16 protein-coding genes and 1 pseudogene are annotated in these 17,244 nt (G+C 64.7%); 5 read left to right on the top strand and 12 right to left on the bottom strand.

What is annotated here, in order from left to right; translation table 11 throughout:
* Positions 1-7 precede the first annotated feature (7 nt).
* Entirely contained in the window at positions 8-1,420 is a 1,413-nt protein-coding gene (locus tag PI246_RS00665) for a mannose-1-phosphate guanylyltransferase/mannose-6-phosphate isomerase (RefSeq protein ID WP_320549360.1), read from the top strand.
* 44 nt (positions 1,421-1,464) lie between these two features.
* On the opposite strand, the gene PI246_RS00660 is transcribed toward PI246_RS00665, so the two are convergent.
* The 8 genes and pseudogenes from PI246_RS00660 to PI246_RS00625 form a co-directional block, all read right to left on the bottom strand.
* Entirely contained in the window at positions 1,465-2,943 is a 1,479-nt protein-coding gene (locus tag PI246_RS00660) for a hypothetical protein (protein WP_320549359.1), read from the bottom strand.
* Complete coding sequence (locus PI246_RS00655; RefSeq protein ID WP_320549358.1) at positions 2,940-4,295, bottom strand: phosphohexomutase domain-containing protein; 1,356 nt, start codon at positions 4,293-4,295, stop codon at positions 2,940-2,942. Before PI246_RS00655 ends, PI246_RS00660 begins: the two co-directional genes overlap by 4 nt.
* Positions 4,296-4,354: 59 nt before the next feature.
* Positions 4,355-4,801, bottom strand: a pseudogene (locus tag PI246_RS00650) (acyltransferase); the annotation flags it as partial.
* Between the two features lie 26 nt (positions 4,802-4,827).
* Entirely contained in the window at positions 4,828-6,657 is a 1,830-nt protein-coding gene (gene glmS, locus PI246_RS00645) for a glutamine--fructose-6-phosphate transaminase (isomerizing) (protein WP_320549357.1), read from the bottom strand.
* A gap of 14 nt (positions 6,658-6,671) precedes the next feature.
* Complete coding sequence (locus PI246_RS00640; RefSeq protein WP_320549356.1) at positions 6,672-8,042, bottom strand: pyridoxal-phosphate dependent enzyme; 1,371 nt, start codon at positions 8,040-8,042, stop codon at positions 6,672-6,674.
* A 219-nt stretch (positions 8,043-8,261) separates the two neighbouring features.
* The gene (locus PI246_RS00635; protein WP_320549355.1) at positions 8,262-8,498 is read right to left on the bottom strand and encodes a YdcH family protein; all 237 of its coding nucleotides are present in this window, start codon (positions 8,496-8,498) and stop codon (positions 8,262-8,264) included.
* Positions 8,499-8,808: 310 nt separating this feature from the next.
* Entirely contained in the window at positions 8,809-9,477 is a 669-nt protein-coding gene (locus PI246_RS00630; protein ID WP_320549354.1) for a DUF4398 domain-containing protein, read from the bottom strand.
* Positions 9,477-10,019 carry a DUF4398 domain-containing protein gene (locus PI246_RS00625; RefSeq protein WP_320549353.1) on the bottom strand — a complete coding sequence of 181 codons (543 nt, stop codon included), beginning with the start codon at positions 10,017-10,019 and terminating at the stop codon, positions 9,477-9,479. The genes PI246_RS00630 and PI246_RS00625 overlap by 1 nt, the downstream gene beginning before the upstream one ends.
* 91 nt (positions 10,020-10,110) lie before the next feature.
* Between PI246_RS00625 and PI246_RS00620 the strand changes: the two genes are divergently transcribed.
* A complete protein-coding gene (locus tag PI246_RS00620; RefSeq protein ID WP_320549352.1) occupies positions 10,111-11,220 on the top strand; it encodes a PilT/PilU family type 4a pilus ATPase in 1,110 nt (369 codons plus the stop codon).
* Positions 11,221-11,251: 31 nt separating this feature from the next.
* On the opposite strand, the gene maiA is transcribed toward PI246_RS00620, so the two are convergent.
* A complete protein-coding gene (gene maiA / locus PI246_RS00615; protein ID WP_320549351.1) occupies positions 11,252-11,896 on the bottom strand; it encodes a maleylacetoacetate isomerase in 645 nt (214 codons plus the stop codon).
* Positions 11,897-12,049: 153 nt separating this feature from the next.
* Between maiA and PI246_RS00610 the strand changes: the two genes are divergently transcribed.
* Positions 12,050-13,231, top strand: coding sequence for a phosphoglycerate kinase (locus PI246_RS00610; protein ID WP_320549350.1), 1,182 nt, complete (start codon positions 12,050-12,052; stop codon positions 13,229-13,231).
* Complete coding sequence (locus tag PI246_RS00605; protein ID WP_320549349.1) at positions 13,231-13,863, top strand: HAD hydrolase-like protein; 633 nt, start codon at positions 13,231-13,233, stop codon at positions 13,861-13,863. Before PI246_RS00610 ends, PI246_RS00605 begins: the two co-directional genes overlap by 1 nt.
* A 26-nt stretch (positions 13,864-13,889) precedes the next feature.
* Here PI246_RS00605 and PI246_RS00600 read toward each other — a convergent pair whose 3' ends face one another.
* From PI246_RS00600 to PI246_RS18440, 3 genes are all read right to left on the bottom strand, one after another.
* Positions 13,890-15,971, bottom strand: a complete 2,082-nt coding sequence (locus PI246_RS00600; protein WP_320549348.1) for an acyltransferase family protein — start codon at positions 15,969-15,971, stop codon at positions 13,890-13,892.
* 67 nt (positions 15,972-16,038) lie between these two features.
* A complete protein-coding gene (locus PI246_RS00595; RefSeq protein ID WP_320549347.1) occupies positions 16,039-16,614 on the bottom strand; it encodes an SGNH hydrolase domain-containing protein in 576 nt (191 codons plus the stop codon).
* The gene (locus PI246_RS18440) at positions 16,581-16,808 is read right to left on the bottom strand and encodes an SGNH hydrolase domain-containing protein (RefSeq protein WP_369335403.1); all 228 of its coding nucleotides are present in this window, start codon (positions 16,806-16,808) and stop codon (positions 16,581-16,583) included. The genes PI246_RS00595 and PI246_RS18440 overlap by 34 nt, the downstream gene beginning before the upstream one ends.
* A 124-nt stretch (positions 16,809-16,932) precedes the next feature.
* Here PI246_RS18440 and PI246_RS00590 point away from each other — a divergent pair, with 124 nt between their 5' ends.
* Positions 16,933-17,187, top strand: a complete 255-nt coding sequence (locus tag PI246_RS00590) for a hypothetical protein (protein ID WP_320549346.1) — start codon at positions 16,933-16,935, stop codon at positions 17,185-17,187.
* The last annotated feature ends 57 nt before the right edge of the window (positions 17,188-17,244 follow it).

The following is a 17,244-nucleotide window of genomic DNA, read 5'->3' as shown; positions in this document are numbered from 1 at the left end:
CATCCACGTGCTGACTCCCCTTATCCTCAGCGGCGGCAGCGGAACCCGGCTCTGGCCGATTTCCCGTCGCAACCTTCCCAAGCAGTTCCTATCCCTGGCGGGTAGCGATACGCTGTTCCAGCAGACACTGCGGCGGGCCATGGCCTTACCTGGCGCGACCTCACCCATCGTGGTCGCCAGTGACGAACAACGATTTCTCGCCGCCGAGCAATTGCAGGAGCTCGGTATCGAAAAGCCCGGCATACTGCTTGAGCCCGTCGCGCGGAACACCGCACCCGCCATCGCGGTCGGTGCTCTTGAAGCTTTAGCTCGCGATCCCGATCCCATCCTGCTGGTGCTCCCCGCCGACCATTTGGTCACCGATACCGCAGCCTTTGCCGATGCGGTTGCTCGTGCGATGCCGCTGGCAACCGATGGGTGGCTGGTTACGTTCGGCATCCGCCCCGATCGACCGGAAACGGGCTTCGGCTATATCCGTCGCGGTGCAGATCTGGGACAACAGGTTTTTCGCGTCGAGGAATTCGTCGAGAAGCCTGTCCTCGACGTTGCCCGCAGCTATGTCGATAGCGGCCGGTACGATTGGAATTCGGGCATGTTCCTCTTTCGCGCCTCCCGATATCTCGAGGAGCTGCAGGAACACGCCCCGGCCATGCTCGCGGCCGCACGTAAAGCATACGAAAACGCCAATACCGATCTGGACTTCACGCGACTCCAGGCAGACGCTTTCGCGACCGCGCCGAGCGACTCCATCGACTACGCGGTCATGGAAAAGACCTCTCGCGCGGCCGTTGTCCCTGTATCCTGCGGCTGGAGCGACATCGGCTCGTGGGACGCACTTTGGCTTGCCGCCGAAAGAGATGGCGATGGCAACCACCTCGAGGGTGATGTCATCGCCGTGGATACCAAGGGTTCGTTTATCCGCTCCCACGAGCGTCATCTGGTTGCTACGATAGGACTGGATGACGTCGTCGTAGTCACAACCCCGGACGCGACGCTGGTGGCACGCAGGGATGCATCACAGCATGTCAAAAACATCGTAGAGCAGCTGAAGTCGGCGGGACGGAGCGAGCACGATCTGCACCGAGTGGTTCGGCGCCCCTGGGGCAGCTATGACTCGCTTGAAGCCGGTGAGCGCTTCCAGGTCAAACGGATCATGGTGAAGCCAGGTGCTTCGCTCAGCCTTCAGATGCACCATCACAGAGCGGAACATTGGATCGTCGTCAAAGGCGTCGCTGAAGTCACTTGCGATGACAAGGTTTTCTTGCTGGCGGAAAACCAGAGTACTTACCTTCCGCTCGGGAGCCGCCACCGGCTGCGAAACCCCGGGAAGGTACCTGTCGAGTTGATCGAGGTCCAGTCAGGGAGTTACTTGGGCGAAGACGACATCGTGCGCTTCGACGACGTATACGGCAGGGCATGAAGGCACCTATCCCGGCCTCTCACCATTACCTTGTGCACCGGGCACTAACTCCCGGACCGTGTGCCTGAAGGAGCCGACTCACCGGGCTGGGTGAAGATCGCGCCCTCCTTTCCAAAAAATTGAAGGATGGTCGTTATCTCTGGCACAGGGTGGGCGTCGAGACCGTACCGCCCTGGAGCGAAGACGGGATAGCCGCCAACGATACGCCCCGGATTCGTCTGGAACACCGTCATGCTTCGACGAGCGTCATTCCCCGATAGCCACGTTTCACGTCGGGAATCAATCAGAGACTCGCGCATCGCGTAATCCTCCCGAAGCCGTCCTTGCGACAAACTCAAGCCGGCAAGCAGAGCAAGACCAAAGCATCCACAGGCAACCGCTTCGTGCCCTCGCAATCGCTTGAAGAGGCGATGCAGTGATTCGGAGGTGACGAGTGTCGATGCCAGGGAGGATAGTCCAATGAGTATCAAGCATTGCCTTAGGGATGCATGCCTTTCGCAGCACGCCATCATGCCAAACTGATAGTAGGCGGCAGCCAGAGTCAACGGCACCATTGCGAAGCAGGCGAGCATGACCGGTAGCCGACGACACACACCGCTGGGGCGAGCGAAACGCAAAGCCAAAGCGAGGCAGCCACTGAAAAAACCGAGCTTGATGATAGATCCTGTCACCAGATGCCTCAGATCAATGGATAGGCTATCCGAGGCTATGGTCTCCCATAGGGCATGAGGCACGGCGGCCAATAGGCTCGGCAAAACGTGATGGATATACCGGGCATCACCGAATGTCTCACCATTTAGAGCAACGCGACCGACGGCGAGCCGATACAAGACGACCATTGCGACAAGCAACGGAACGGCGATGCAGATCGCGATCCAACCAGATGGTTTGCGCCGCTGCCAATAGACGCAAGCAATATCCACGGCGCCATGGCACATGACGAACATGGCTCCCACCTCGGTGCTGGTCGCCGCCACGAGCAGGGCTAGCGCGGTCGCCACTCGTTCCAGGGGACGCTCCGAGGACGCCGACTCGGCCAGCGAATAAACGGTGACGATAGCTGCAAGCGTCGGAAGGTACGCGAGTGCGGCCATGGGCCAATAGAAAAGTTCGGCAACACCGTGTCCAAGGAAGAAAAGACAAAGCAGGGTGAGTCGCTGAGTCAGCATTGCGCCAAGGCACACGCCCGACTTTTGCTGAAAAACAGGGAGTAGCGTGGCTGTGAATAACAGAGCCCATCCAGGGATGAGTCCCCAGGGAATCAGCGGCTGCCTAAAGAATTCCACGCAGCGGACATAGAGGTAGATCAGCAGTTCCGAGGCCGGGCGAGGACTCCATGTCGTGATGCGACGCCAGAAGAAACCGGCCGAATCGAGGCGGTAAGCCACGATATTCTGGTATTCGTCAGGTTGCCAATGACCGTAGGGCAGTAGCCCGGCATAGGCCACGAGGATCAAGATCGTCGAAACGATGAAGATGACGGTCAGTCGGGAGCCTGTTGCCCCGGGAAGAGACCAACTCATGAATTCGTTCCGTTCATTATTATTTCACCGATTTCCAGCGTGCGCCGACGCATCAGTGCCTCGTCGCCACGTGATTCCACGTTCAACCGTAACAAGGGCTCGGTGTTTGAAGACCGAAGATTGAACCGCCAAGTCCCGAAATTTGCGCTGATACCGTCACTGTGCGACACGGCAGGCGAAAGAGATTTGAAAACATTCATGACCCGGGCGATCGCAGCCTGCGCGTCTTCAACAGGAAAATTGATTTCGCCGCTGCAGGGATAAGCTGCCATCCGCTCTAGTAGCATCGCCTCAAGCGGCACGCCTTCGCGTGATATCCGCTCCGCCACCAGCAACCACGGAATCATTCCCGAATCGCAATAGGCGAACTCGCGAAAATAATGATGCGCACTCATCTCACCGCCGTAGATGGCGTCTTCGGCGCGCATGCGTTCCTTGATGAACGCGTGGCCCGTCTTGCTCTCGATGGGCACGCCGCCGGCCTCGCACACCATGTCGATGGTGTTCCATGTGAGCCGGGGATCGTGAATGACCTTCGCACCCGGATGTTTCTCCAACAACTGCGCAGCAAGCAGGCCGACGATGTAATACCCCTCGATAAAGCCACCGTTTGCGTCAAACAGGAAGCATCGATCAAAGTCGCCGTCCCATGCCACGCCGAAGTCGGCTCCGTGTGCGCGTACCGCGGCGGCGGTCGCCTCGCGATTTTCGGGCAGCAACGGATTGGGAATACCGTTCGGGAACCGGCCGTCCGGCTCGTGGTTGACCCGGATGAACTGCAGCGGCAAATGCGGCTCAAGCAGGTCGACAATGGCACCCGCTCCGCCGTTGCCCGCGTTGACCACCACTTTCAGCGGACGGAAGACGGCCGGCTCGACGTAGCCGAGGAGATGGGATACATAAGCGGACTTGTCGTGGTCGCGGATCACCGTGCCGCGTTTCAATGACGGGGGCCCAAAAGCGTCCGCCTCCACCAGACGCTCGATGTCGCGCAGGCCGGTATCCCCGCTGATGGGCCTGGCGCCCTCACGCACGAGCTTCATACCGTTGTAATCAATGGGGTTATGGCTGGCGGTCACCATGATGCCGCCCGCCACGGATCGATGAAAGGTCTGGAAATAGACCTCTTCCGTGCCACACAAGCCGATATCGACGACGTCGCGGCCTTCGTCGTTCAAGCCGCGCGCGATCGCTTCGGCGAAGACCGGGCTATCCCGGCGAACGTCGAAGCCCACGACCACGGCACCCTCACCCACGGTGCGGGCGAAGGCACGCCCGAGCCGGTAAGCGATGTCAGCATTGAGTTCGTCGGGAACCCGGCCGCGGATGTCATAGGCCTTGAAGCATTTCATCGGACGATTTCAGGCAATGGAAAACCCCATTCTCCGACTCGGGGCGCGACGACTCAACCGTCGGATACACAGCCGACGACACGGGCGGGATTGCCGACGACGATGGCCCGCGCCGGTACGTCTCGCGTTACCACTGCACCCGCCCCGATCATGGCGCGTTCGCCGACCTCGACCCCTGGCAACAGCGTGGCACCGCCCCCGATGGATGCACCCCGCCGGATGATGGTGCGAGGAAACCCGTGCTCTGGGTGGGCCCTCGAACGCGGAAACCGGTCGTTGGTGAATGTCGCGTTGGGGCCGATGAACACATCGTCCTCCACGCGCAGGCCATCCCACAACTGCACGCCGCTCTTCACCGTCACCCGGTCGCCCACCACGACGTCGTTCTCGACGAAGCAATGCGAGCAGATGTTGCAATCCTTGCCGATCTGCGCGCCAGGCAGGATCACGACGAACTGCCAGACGCGGGTCCGCGCACCGATGGCCGACGTCTGGACGTCGGCCATCGCGTGGATGACGGGCTCATCATCTGTCACTCAACGGTCACCGATTTGGCCAGGTTGCGCGGCTGGTCGACGTCGGTGCCGCGTTGCACCGCCACGTGGTAGGCCAGCAGCTGCATGGGCACGGTGAATACCGCCGGTGCGATGAGGTCGCCACCCCCGTCCACGCGCACCATGGCCACGTGCTCGGTGCCGTCATCCATCTCGGCGCGTTCGTCGGCAAAGACGATCAGTTCACCGCCACGGGCGCGTACTTCCTGCAGGTTGGACTTGAGCTTGTCGAGCAACGGCCCGTTGGGAGCCACGGCCACGATGGGCATGTTCTCGTCCACGAGCGCCAGCGGCCCATGCTTGAGTTCACCCGCCGGGTACGCCTCGGCATGGATGTAGGAGATCTCCTTAAGCTTGAGCGATCCCTCCAGCGCCACGGGATACTGGGCACCGCGCCCCAGGAAGAGCGCATGCTGCTTGGTGATGAAGTGGTCGGCGATGGCCAGGATCTGCGCCTCGCTGTGCAGCGCGTTTTCGATGTAGCGCGGCAGCGACTGCAGTTCCTGGCAATGCTCGAGGTATTTGCCGTGATCCAGGCCGCGACGACGACCAAGGTCGAGCGCCAGCAGGGCAAACGCCGTGAGCTGGGTCGTGAACGCCTTGGTCGACGCCACGCCAATTTCAGGGCCCGCGCGGGTCATCAGGCGGAGGTCGGATTCGCGCACCACGGAGGATTCGGGCACGTTGCAGATGGCGAACGTCGCAAGGTAACCGCGCCGGCGCGACTCGCGCATGGCGGCCAGCGTGTCGGCGGTTTCGCCGGACTGAGACACCGCGACGAACAGGGTGTCCTCCGGCACCACCACCTCGCGGTAGCGGTATTCGCTGGCCACCTCGACCACCACCGGGATGCGCGCCAGCTCCTCGATCCAGTACTTGGCGACCATGCCTGCGTGATAGCTGGTGCCGCAGGCCACGATGTGGATACCGCGCGTCTTGTCGAGGATCGGGTCGGCATCTATGCCGAAGATGTTCGGCAGAATGCCATGCGGACCGATGCGACCTTCGAGGGTGTCGGCCACGGCCCGCGGCTGCTCGAAGATTTCTTTCTGCATGTAGTGGCGGTATTCGCCGCGCTCGACGGAATCGGCGCTGATCTCGCTCTCATGCGCCGCGCGATCGACCGGCTTGCCGTCGATGTCGAACACCTCGACGCTGTTGCGGGTGATCTCGACGATGTCGTCTTCCTCGAGGTACATCATCCGGTTGGTCACCTTGATGAGCGCCTGCGCGTCGGAGCCAAGGAAGTGCTCGCCGATGCCGATGCCGACCAGCAGCGGGCAGCCCCGGCGTGCGCCGACGATGCGTTCGGGCTCGTCGAGGCTCATCACGGCGATGGCATAAGCGCCTTCCAGCTCGCGCACGGCGGCGGTCACGGCCTCACGCAGCGACTTACCCGACTGCACGTGCTCGTCGATCACCGCCCCCATCACCTCGGTATCGGTCTCCGAATGGAACGTGCGGCCTTTGGCGCGAAGGGCTTCGCGCAGGCTCGCATGGTTTTCGATGATGCCGTTGTGCACGATCGCGATGCGGCCCTGCACGTGCGGGTGTGCGTTGGCTTCGCTGGGCACGCCATGCGTGGCCCAGCGCGTGTGCGCGATGCCGGTGCCACCCGGAACGGGATCGGCGTCGTAGAGGGCCTCCATCTCACGGACTTTGCCCTTCGCGCGCACGCGACGAATCTCGCCGCCCTCGGCGATGGCCATGCCTGCCGAGTCGTAGCCGCGGTATTCCAGGGCTTTCAGCCCGGCGATGAGGATGGGGGCGATGTCACGCTGCGCGACAGCGGCGACGATTCCACACATGGTTGTTGTCCTTCTCAGTTGACCTTGCGGCGCAGATAGTTGAGCAGATCGATGCGGGTGATGAGGCCCAGGAAGCGCTCGCCGTCGACGACGATGGCGACGTGGCCCTTCTCGAACACCGGCAACAGGGCCTCGATCGGCGAGGTGACCTGGAGCATGTCCGGCGAGGCGATCATCGCGGTGGAGACCGGGTCGCGGAAGCGCGCGGTGTAGGCATGCACATGGAGCAGCACGTCGGATTCGTCGAGGATGCCGACGATGCGGTCGCCCTCCATCACGGGTAGCTGCGAGACGTCGTAGAGCTTCATGCGGTTGTACGCGGTGATCAGCATGTCGTCGGGCTTGACCACGACCGTGTCGCGCTGCGCGTAGGGGCGCAGGATCAGGTCGCGCAGGTCACCGTGATGCTCGCGCTCCAGGAAGCCGTTATCCAGCATCCAGTAGTCGTTGTACATCTTCGACAGGTATTTGTTGCCCGTGTCGCAGACCAGCGTCACCACTCGCTTGGGCGTGGTCTGTTCGCGACAGAACTTCAGCGCGGCGGCGAGCAGCGTGCCGGTAGACGAGCCGCCGAGCACGCCCTCTTTCGAGAGCAGCTCGCGCGCGGCCATGAAGCTTTCCTTGTCGCTGATGGCGTAGGCTTTCTTGACGATCGAGAAATCGCTGATCGACGGGAGGAAATCCTCGCCGATGCCCTCGACCATCCACGAACCTGACTTCTCCGACAGGGTGCCCTCGTTGATGTACTGGGCGAGGATCGACCCCACCGGGTCGGCGAGCACGATCTCGGTCTTGGGCGAATGCTCGCGCAGATAAGCGGTCAGACCGCTCATGGTGCCCGACGAGCCACACCCGACCACGATGGCGTCGACGTCGCCGTCGAGCTGGTCGAGGATTTCCGGGCCCGTCGTGCGGACGTGCGCCTGCGGGTTGTCCGGGTTGCCGAACTGGTTGATGAAGTAGGCCCCGGGTGTCTCGCGCGCGATGCGCTCGGCCATATCCTGGTAGTACTCCGGGTGGCCCTTGGCCACGTCCGAACGCGTCAGCACCACTTCGGCGCCCATGGCCTTGAGGTTGAAGATCTTCTCGCGGCTCATTTTGTCCGGCACCACGAGGATCAGGCGATAGCCCTTCTGCTGGGCGACCAGGGCCAGCCCCAGGCCGGTGTTGCCGGCCGTGCCTTCGACCAGCGTGTCGCCCGGCTTGATCTTGCCGGCGCGCTCGGCGCCCTCGATCATCGACATGCCGATGCGATCCTTCACCGAACCGCCGGGATTGGCACTTTCCAGCTTCAGGAAGAGTTCGCAACAGCCGGTGTCCAGCCGCTGGGCCCGCACCATCGGGGTGCGGCCGATCAGGTCGAGGACACTGTCTTGAACTTTCATGGGTGCTCCGTACAGAAATTCGCGGGGCCCCTTCGACCCTCACGTGGCCGCACATGATAAGCGGTGTCGGCCTCCAGCGATGCCCGGCGAACGGCCAAGCCGAAACGGCGTACCGAAGGCGGTCATGGCGCGCTCAGATAGTGAACCGCTCCGTCCCGGCGCGCGCCCATGAAAAAGGGCGCGTCAGGCGCGCCCTTTTTATCGTTACCTCGACCGGTGTCAGTGGTGTCGTGACGCCTGCCATTGCTCCCAACGGTGCTGTAGCTGTTTCTTGGCCTGCAGCTTCTCGTGCTTCAACCGGACCAGCTCATCGTCGCTGAGCGGGAGACATCCCCGGCCGGCGTTGTCGAGCTTGTCGTTGAGTTCCTGATGGCGGAAGTAGAGACGACGGGTGTCCTTGTCGGTGCCGATGAAGTTCTGGACGTCGTCGCGCTGCTGGTTTTCGAACATAGTCATGCTCCTCGCGTTGGGGCCGGCCCGGACGGGTCGGTCGAGAGGGGAGCCATGCGGGCACGGGGACGCATCGGAAGCGGAAGGGATCGCGATGCGGTGTGCCTGGGGAAGAATCACGCATGCTCCGAAGTAACCCGTCTCGTGTTTTTTCCGTGACGGGAGATCCAAGCTACTCCCCTCACGCGCGCGCTGCAAGGGCGAAATTTCTCACGCCAAACGACCGCTTTTCCTTGCATAACAAGGATTTGACAAGGCCCAAACGAAAGCGGCCCGCCTCGACGGAGCCAAGGCGGGCCGCTGGCGAAACCACCGGTCAGTTGCCGCTGGACTTCTTCGACTTCTTCGGGGAGGACGTGGCCGGCGTATTGGCCGGCGCGCCGCCGTCGGACGAGTTGAGATCGCGCATGGCGCGCGCGGCGGCCTCGGCCAGCGCGGCCTGCTTCTTCGCCGCGTTGGCCACGCGAGCCTGCGCGGCGGCAACCTGACGGGCCTTGTCGCCTTCGGCCTTGGCCTGCTCCAGCGCCTGGGAATACTCCACGCCCTGCTGCTGCAGGCGGGCGGCCTCTTCCTGGATCATCTGGTTTTGCATGCGCTGCTGCTCGAGCTGGCGGCGGGCCATCTCGGTGTCCAGCCGGCTGGCCTCAAGCAGGATGGCATCGTGCTCGCGATCGAGCTGGGTGCTCTTGGCCTGGGCGTCCTGGAGCTGAGCGGCCGCCTTGGCGATATCGATGCGGCGCTCGGCGATATACAGATAGTGGGCGTGTTCCTTGTCCTTGGGACGGAACTGCGCCATCTGGTTGATCGCTTCGCGGGCACGCGCCTGTTCGGCCTGGGCGTAGTTGCCCAGCACCGGGTCGCTGGCGAGCTGCTCGAGGCTCGAATTGAGCCGGCGCAGGTCGAGGTCATCGGTGGCGGCCAGCACCGGGCCGGTGACACAGGCCAGCGCCATCGCACAGGAGAGAAGAACGGTATGGCGCGTCATCACGGCTGGCCTCCCTGGTTATCGTTCAGAGGCTGGGTTTCACCACCGGGCGGCGGCGGGGGCATGCCGGTGTCCGCGGGCGCCTCGGGCAGGACGGTTTCGGTCTCCTGCACGTTGTTCGGGATGGGCACGGTGTCGTTGGCATGGTTGTCGATCATCTCGACGCGCATGCGGGAGTTTTCCTTGCTCTTGGCCTGGTTCTGGGCACGGGCGGCGCCCAGACGGGCCTTGGCGCGGGCCAGTTCGCTGTCCGCCGAGGATTCGTCGGCCAGGAGAGCCGCCTCGTCGTACTTGCGGCTGGCCATCGCTTTCTGGGCCTGGCTGAATTTGCCCTGGGCCATGTCCAGGTCGACCGGCGCGTAGTCCGCCGCCCCGGCATCGCGGGCGGCCTGGAGCTGGGACAGGGCCTGGTTCATGGTCCCGTTGGGGGGCGGCGCGCTGGCGCAACCGGCCAGCGAGGCGATCGCGAGGCCCAGCGCGGCCGTGGCAAGGAGCCGACGGCCCCGGCGGCGCAGGGCTTTCGACGGCAAGTTGTGCACCATCACTCGTTCCTCTTACAGATTTGCGAGATATTGTCGATAAAGGGTCGATAGGACCTGTCTTCGATTGTAATGCGAACCCCGGGGGGTTTAGGTGGATATTGGTTATTTCCTGAAGCTCATGGTGGACAAGGGCGCGTCGGACATGTTCCTGACGACCGGGGCTCCCGTGAACATCAAGGTGGAGGGCAAGCTCTACCCGCTGGGTAACACCGGGCTGCCCAGCGGCATGGTCAAGAAGATCGCCTACTCGCTGATGGACGAGGGTCAGGTGCCCCAGTTCGAGCGCGACCTCGAACTGAACATGGCCCTGGCCGTGAAGGAAGCCGGCCGCTTCCGCATCAACGTGTTCAAGCAGCGCGGCGAGATCGGCATGGTGATCCGTGCCATCAAGAGCGAGATCCCCTCCCTGGAAGAACTGCGCCAGCCGCCGATCTTCCGCGAACTGGTGATGGAGCCCCGCGGGCTGATCCTCGTGGTGGGCGCCACCGGTTCGGGCAAGTCGACCACGCTGGCCGCCATGCTCGACCACCGTAACCAGAACACCTCGGGCCACATCCTGACGGTGGAAGACCCGATCGAATACCTGCACCGGCACAAGCGCTCCATCGTGAACCAGCGCGAGGTGGGCCTGGATACCCACAGCTACCACGAGGCGCTGAAGAACGCGATGCGCGAGGCGCCGGACGTCATCATGATCGGCGAGATCCGCGATACCGAGACCATGGAGGCAGCCATCGCCTTCTCCGAGACGGGCCACCTCTGCCTGGCGACGCTGCACTCCAACAACGCCGACCAGACGCTCGAACGCATCCTCAACTTCTTCCCCGAGTCGGCGCACAAGAACGTGCTGATGAACCTCGCCCTGAACCTGCGCGCGGTGATCAGCCAGCGCCTGGTCATCGGCAAGGATGGCCGCCGCGTGCCGGCCACCGAAGTGCTGCTCAACACACCGCTGATCCGCGACATGATCCGCCGCGGGCAGATCCACGAGGTGAAAGACGCCATGGACCGCAGCCTGCAGGAAGGCATGCAGACCTTCGACCAGTCGCTCTACCGCCTCTACAAGGACGGCCAGATCAGTCTGGAAGAGTGCCTCGCCAAGGCCGACTCGCGCGACGGCCTGGCCCTGAAGATCCGCCTGTCCGAAGGCGCGTCCGGCAACGAGTTCGCTTCCAGCGATCCCTACGGCATCGGCGTCTGAGGTTCCGGGACGCCGATGGGGTCGGCGTCGCTCACGGCGCGTCCGGCTGCACCTCGGGCGCGGCGCGCCGGAAGGCGTCCAGCGCCTGGCAGGCGGCCACCACGCGGCGAATCAACGGATAGGGCGCCACGTCGAGCTCCCATCGCAGCGCGTTGTAGTACTGCGGAACCAGGCAGCAGTCGGCCAGGGTCGGCGTGTCGCCGTAGCTGAAGCGCGCCGCCGGGCTGCGGGCCAGCAACGCCTCTACGCCCTCGAAACCGTGGCGGATCCACTTGCGGCTCCAGGCCGCCTTGGCCGCCGCGTCGGCGCCGAAATCCGCTTCGATCGCTTTGAGCACGCGCAGGTTGCCCAGCGGGTGCACGTCCGTCGCAACGGCCAGCGCAAGTTCGCGCACGCGCGCCCTGCCCTCGCGATCGGCCGGCAGCAGCGGCGTTTCCGGGTAGGCCTCTTCCAGGTATTCGAGGATCGCCATCGACTGGCGCACCACGAGGTCGCCATCGATCAGCGTCGGTAATTGGGCCTGGGGGGACAGCTCGCGATAGGACGGTTTGAAGTGTTCGCCGCCCTCGTTCACCAGGTGCACGGGGCGCGATTCGTACGGCAGGCCCTTGAGGTTCAGGGCGATGCGGATGCGGTAGGCGGCGCTGGAGCGCCAGTAGGTGTAGAGCGCGAGCATGGCGTTCCCCGATGAGGCATCCCCCGGATTCTACGTAGGAGCGCGCCCTGCGCGCGACCTGGGTCCGTCGAGGCGCGCGCCGACGGGCCATTTGCGTGGGCCGGGCCGGGACGGGGACAATGGCGGTCTCTGCAAACCACGCCCGGAGCCACCGTGTCCGTCATCCGCATGCAAGACCTCGACCTGCGCGGCAAGCGCGTGCTCATCCGCGAAGACCTCAACGTGCCCGTCGAGAACGGCCGGATCACCTCGACCCAGCGCCTGGATGCGTCCCTGCCGACCATCGTCGCCGCCCGCGATGCCGGGGCGAAGGTGATGGTGCTCTCGCACCTGGGCCGCCCGAAGGAAGGCGAGTTCGACGAGGCCTCGTCGCTGACGCCCGTGGCCGAGTGGCTGGGCGAGAAGCTGGGCAAGCCGGTGCGCCTCGTGCGCGACTACCTCGACGGTGTCGAGGTGGCCGACGGGGAGGTGGTGGTCCTGGAGAATTGCCGCATGAACGTCGGCGAGGGCAAGGACGACGACGCTCTGTCGAAGAAATACGCTGCCCTCTGCGACGTGTTCGTCATGGACGCCTTCGGCACCGCGCACCGGGCCCAGGCCTCCACCCATGGCGTGATCCGCTTCGCCCCGGTGGCGGCCGCCGGCCCCCTGCTGGCGCGCGAACTCGACGCGCTCGGCAAGGCGCTGGAAAACCCGCAGCACCCACTCCTGGCCATCGTCGCCGGTTCCAAGGTCTCGACCAAGCTCGAACTGCTGCAGAACCTTGTCGGCCGGGTCGACCAGCTGATCGTGGGCGGCGGCATCGCCAACACCTTCATCCTGGCGGCGGGGCACGGGGTCGGCAAGTCGCTGGTCGAAGCCGACCTGGTCGACACGGCGAAGAAGATCATGGCCGACGCCAAGGCTCGCGGCGCCGAGGTGCCCGTTCCGACCGACGTCGTCGTGGCCACCGAGTTCGCAGCCACCGCCAAGGCCACCGTCAAGCCGGTCGATCAGGTCGCCGACGACGAGATGATCCTAGACATCGGCCCCGACACCGCCGCCCGCTACGCGGCGCTGATCGCCAAGGCGGGCACCGTGGTGTGGAACGGCCCGGTCGGCGTGTTCGAGTTCGACGCGTTCGGCAAAGGCACCGAAACGCTGGCCCGCGCCATCGCCGCGTCCAGCGCGTTCTCCATCGCCGGCGGCGGCGACACGCTGGCGGCGGTGGACAAGTACGGCATCGAAGATGGCGTGTCCTACATCTCCACCGGCGGCGGCGCCTTCCTCGAATTCCTCGAAGGCAAGGAACTCCCGGCCGTGGCCGCGCTGACCCAGCGGGCGGACGCGACGTAATGCTCTTCCTGTTCGACCTCGACGGCACCCTGATCGACTCGGAAATCGGCATCGTCTCGGGCGTGCGCCACTCGCTGGCGCACGTCGGCGCGGAGGCGCCGGACGATACCCTCCTGCGCGGCTGGATCGGGCCACCCCTGCGGGTGAGCTTTCGCGAAGTGCTCGGTGACGATCCCGAGCGGATCGAAGCCGCCGTGACGGCGTACGGCGATCGCTTCCGCGAGGTCGGCTGGTCCGAACACACCGTCTACGAAGGCATCCCCGAGACGATCGCGTCCCTTTCGGCGGCCGGACACCACCTGGCGATCGTCACCAGCAAGATCCGCGTTCACGCCGAGCGCATCGTTCCGCACCTGCCGTTCGGCGCGGCGTTTGATCGCCTTTACGCGCCAGGCCCGGAAACCGCCCATAGCGAGAAGGCCCAGATGATCGCTGCGGCGCTCGCCGACTTCGACTATCCGAAAGACCAGGTCATCATGGTGGGCGACCGTCGCTTCGACATCGAAGGCGCTGTGGCGAACGGCGTGCGTGGCGTAGGCGTGCTGTGGGGTTTCGGCGATCGCGACGAACTCGAACAGGCGGGCGCGTGGAAAACGGTACATTCGCCACAGGAGCTGATGGCGCTCTCGTGAGCGTCCACCGGCGCAGAAAGGCTCCCTCAGGAGCCTTTCTGCGCCAGGGCGTTCCGTACCGCCTCTTCGAATGCCGGCAGCAGGAGCCGGTTTCCATACGCGCTGACGTGGTCACCGTCGAAGAACAGCGGGCGTCCCTGCTGGAAGCCTTCGCAACGCGGGCCGGGCGGGCATAACACCGGAAACGGATCGAACACGGTTGTTCCCGGCACCGCTTTCGCGACGGATGTCACGGCGTCGAGCATAGGGTGCCGCAACGTCTCGAACTCCGCCCGATCGACGCCTGGGCCGCCCGCGCAGATGGGATTCGTGCGTGTCCAGGGGTCGGCGCACCGGTAAAGCGGCGCGTTGAGCAGCAGGTTCGGCGCTTCGAACACGACATGGGCGCCCTTCGCCGCGAACCGGGCCGTGATCCGCACCGCATCGTCGAAGGCGCCGCTGCGCCGGGCTACGTCGTCCGCCTCCAGCGCCTGGGCCACCGCGGCATCGCGCGGGTACCGAATCCACTGGTCGACGAAGCGCGGCATGCGCAACGACGGAAGGAAGACCACGTCGCCGGGCTGCACGCGGGCGAGCAGGTCGTCGGTCACCCGCGTGGTGCTGGAGCGGCACTTGTCCGAGCCTTCCCGCGTCGGCTGCAGGCTTAGGAACGCACACCCCGCGTTGTTATAAAGCGTGACCGTCGCGCCCGTATCGGCGACGTAGCCTTCGAACATGCGGCCGAAGGCCATGGCATGCGAATCGCCGGCCACGAACACCTTCGGCCCGCTGACAGGGCGGTCGCAGGCGGTGCGCGTATAGGTGATGCGTTTACCCACGCCCATGCTTTCCACCCGGGGCGCGGGGACGCCACACGGCGGCGCAGTGGACGCTTCCGTCGAGGTGGGATACCAGTCGTCGGCATGATGGGTCACCGTGCTCAACGACCAATGCGGCTGCTTGTGATCGATAAGGCGATGCGCCGTCAGCCCGATGTAGAGCGCCAGGAGCCCGCAGGCCACGAGCGCCGGACGCGGCATGCGCCGCAGCGCGGGCGAGCGGCGGATCGGCTGCTCGACCCAGCGCCACGAAAGCCACGCGAGCACGAACGACAGGACCACCGCGCTGCCCTGTTCAAGCGCGCCGTCCAGCCCGACGGTCCAGCGAAACAGCACGAACACGGGCCAGTGCCAGAGATAGAGCGAATACGACATGCCACCGATCAGGCGCATGGGTGCACGGGTCAGCAGTCGTACCGGCCACGCGGTCTGCGGCTGGCCATGGAGCGCACCGAGCAGCAACGCCGAACCGACGACGGCCCAAAGCGCGCCCGGCACCGGGAACCGATCAGGGCTGGAGGTCCACAGACCGTAGCCGACGAGACAGAAGCCGACGCAGGCAAGTGCGAGCCTGGGCCAGGCCACCGCGCCGGCATCCGCCGTGTCGAACCGCCGGCCCGCCAACGACATCGCCTGATACAACACGACACCGACCGCCAGCTCCCAGAACCGGGGTGCAAGAAGATAGAACGCCCCCAGCGCGTCTGACGCCCGGATCGACCACGCATAGGCAAACGACGCCACGCCCAGGGCAACGAACAGGCCGAGCGTCACCCGGCGCCAGCGGCCCGCGAAGCTCCAGGCCCAGAACAGGAAAGGAAACGCGAGATAGAACTGCTCTTCGACGCCCAGCGACCAGGTGTGGGTGTAGGGATTGAATTCCGTGATCGGCGAGAAGTAGCTGTTGAGGTTTCTGGCCAGCACCAGGTTGCTGAAGCCGAAGAATGCGAAACGACCCGTGCGCGCGTTCTGCTCGCTCAACCAGGCCTCGGGAACGAGCAGCGTGGCCGCCAACGTGGTTGCCAGCAGGCACACGATGAGCGCGGGCGCGATGCGTTGGAGACGGCGCGACAGGAAATACACCCAGAAGGTCGCCAACGACGAACGCTCGCGCAGGCCCACCGAGGCGCTGACGACAAAACCGGAGATGACGAAGAACACGTCCACGCCAGCGAAGCCGCCCGGCAACCACGCGGCGTGCAGGTGGTAGACGACGACGGCGAGCACCGCGATGGCACGAAGGCCATCGATGTACGGGAAATAGGCGTGGGGACTGCGGTGGGAGGTCATCTATCGCGCTCCCGTCCGCACGAGCCAGGGGCATGGGCGCGCGCCCACCGCCCCTGGCGCCGCGCCGTCATGATCCCCCGGATACCCGGAGCATCGCGTCGCGAAACGGGGCGGCCAGGAGGCGATTTGCATAGCCACTCACATGATCTCCGTCGAAGAAGAGAGGTCGACCGTCCCGGAAGCCGTCGCAGGAGGGTCCCACGGGGCACAGAAGCGGAAACGGATCGAAAACGCTGACCCCCGGCATGGCGGCGGCCACCGATTGCACGGTATTCAGCATCGGCTTGCGCAAGCGCTGGAATTCTAGCCGATCACAGCCGGGCCCACCGGCACAGAGCGGGTGGCCGCGCGTCCACGGATCGGCGCAACGGTAGAGGGGCGTCCTCAGCAACAGGTTCGGCGCCTGTAACACCACGTGCGCCCCCTGCGCGGTCAGACGCGACACGAGCGCGACCGCCCGGCCTACCGCGCCGTCGCGCTCGGCGTCATCCCGGGCACGCAAAGCCATGGCCGCAATCGCGTCGTGGTCGTAACGTGTCCACTGATCGACGAAGCGCGGCATGCGCAACGAGGGGAGGAAAACGATGTCCCCGGGCCGGAGCCGCTCGATCAGGTGCCCGGAGACCGCTTCGACGTTACGCACACAGCGTGGTTCGCTGTCCCGATGAGGCGCAGGCTCAGGTAGGGACAGCCGGCGTTGTCGTAGAGACTGACGTGCCAGCCCGTCGTCAAGGCAAAGTCTTCCAGGAGCGGCGCCAGCGCGAGGGCGTGCGAGTCGCCCACGACGAAGAGCGTGGGCGCGCCGGGAAAAACCTCGCAGGGCTGTGAAAAGCGCACCCGTGCACCCTCTCCCACCCGTGACTTGTCTCGCCTCGCTCCCGACAGGGCACGCGACGAGTGAAGGCATGATCCGCGCACCGCGTCGGGCGTAAAAGCTCAGGAGAAACGAGCCAAACGGCCGATGGATGTCACGGAGGACGGATGCGCCAACGACGAAACCGGAGATGACGAAGAACACGTCGACGCCGGAAAACCCACCCGGCAACCACCGGTCACCCAGATGGTAAATGACCACCGCAACCACCGCGATGGCCCGCAGGCCTTCGATATGCCGGAGGCGAGCCGTTCCATGACCCATATCGTTCCGTCATCGATGACACTGAAGACGCACAACGATAGGAAGGCACCCGGCCGCCGTATATCGGCGCATGCCTGAGATCGTCACCCACGCATGCACGGTGCGACCTAAGCAAGCGCATGTGACAACCAAAAA

It is taken from the genome of Luteibacter sahnii (assembly GCF_034063545.1).
GTDB lineage: Bacteria > Pseudomonadota > Gammaproteobacteria > Xanthomonadales > Rhodanobacteraceae > Luteibacter > Luteibacter sahnii.
This window is presented reverse-complemented; position numbering and strand designations above follow the sequence as displayed.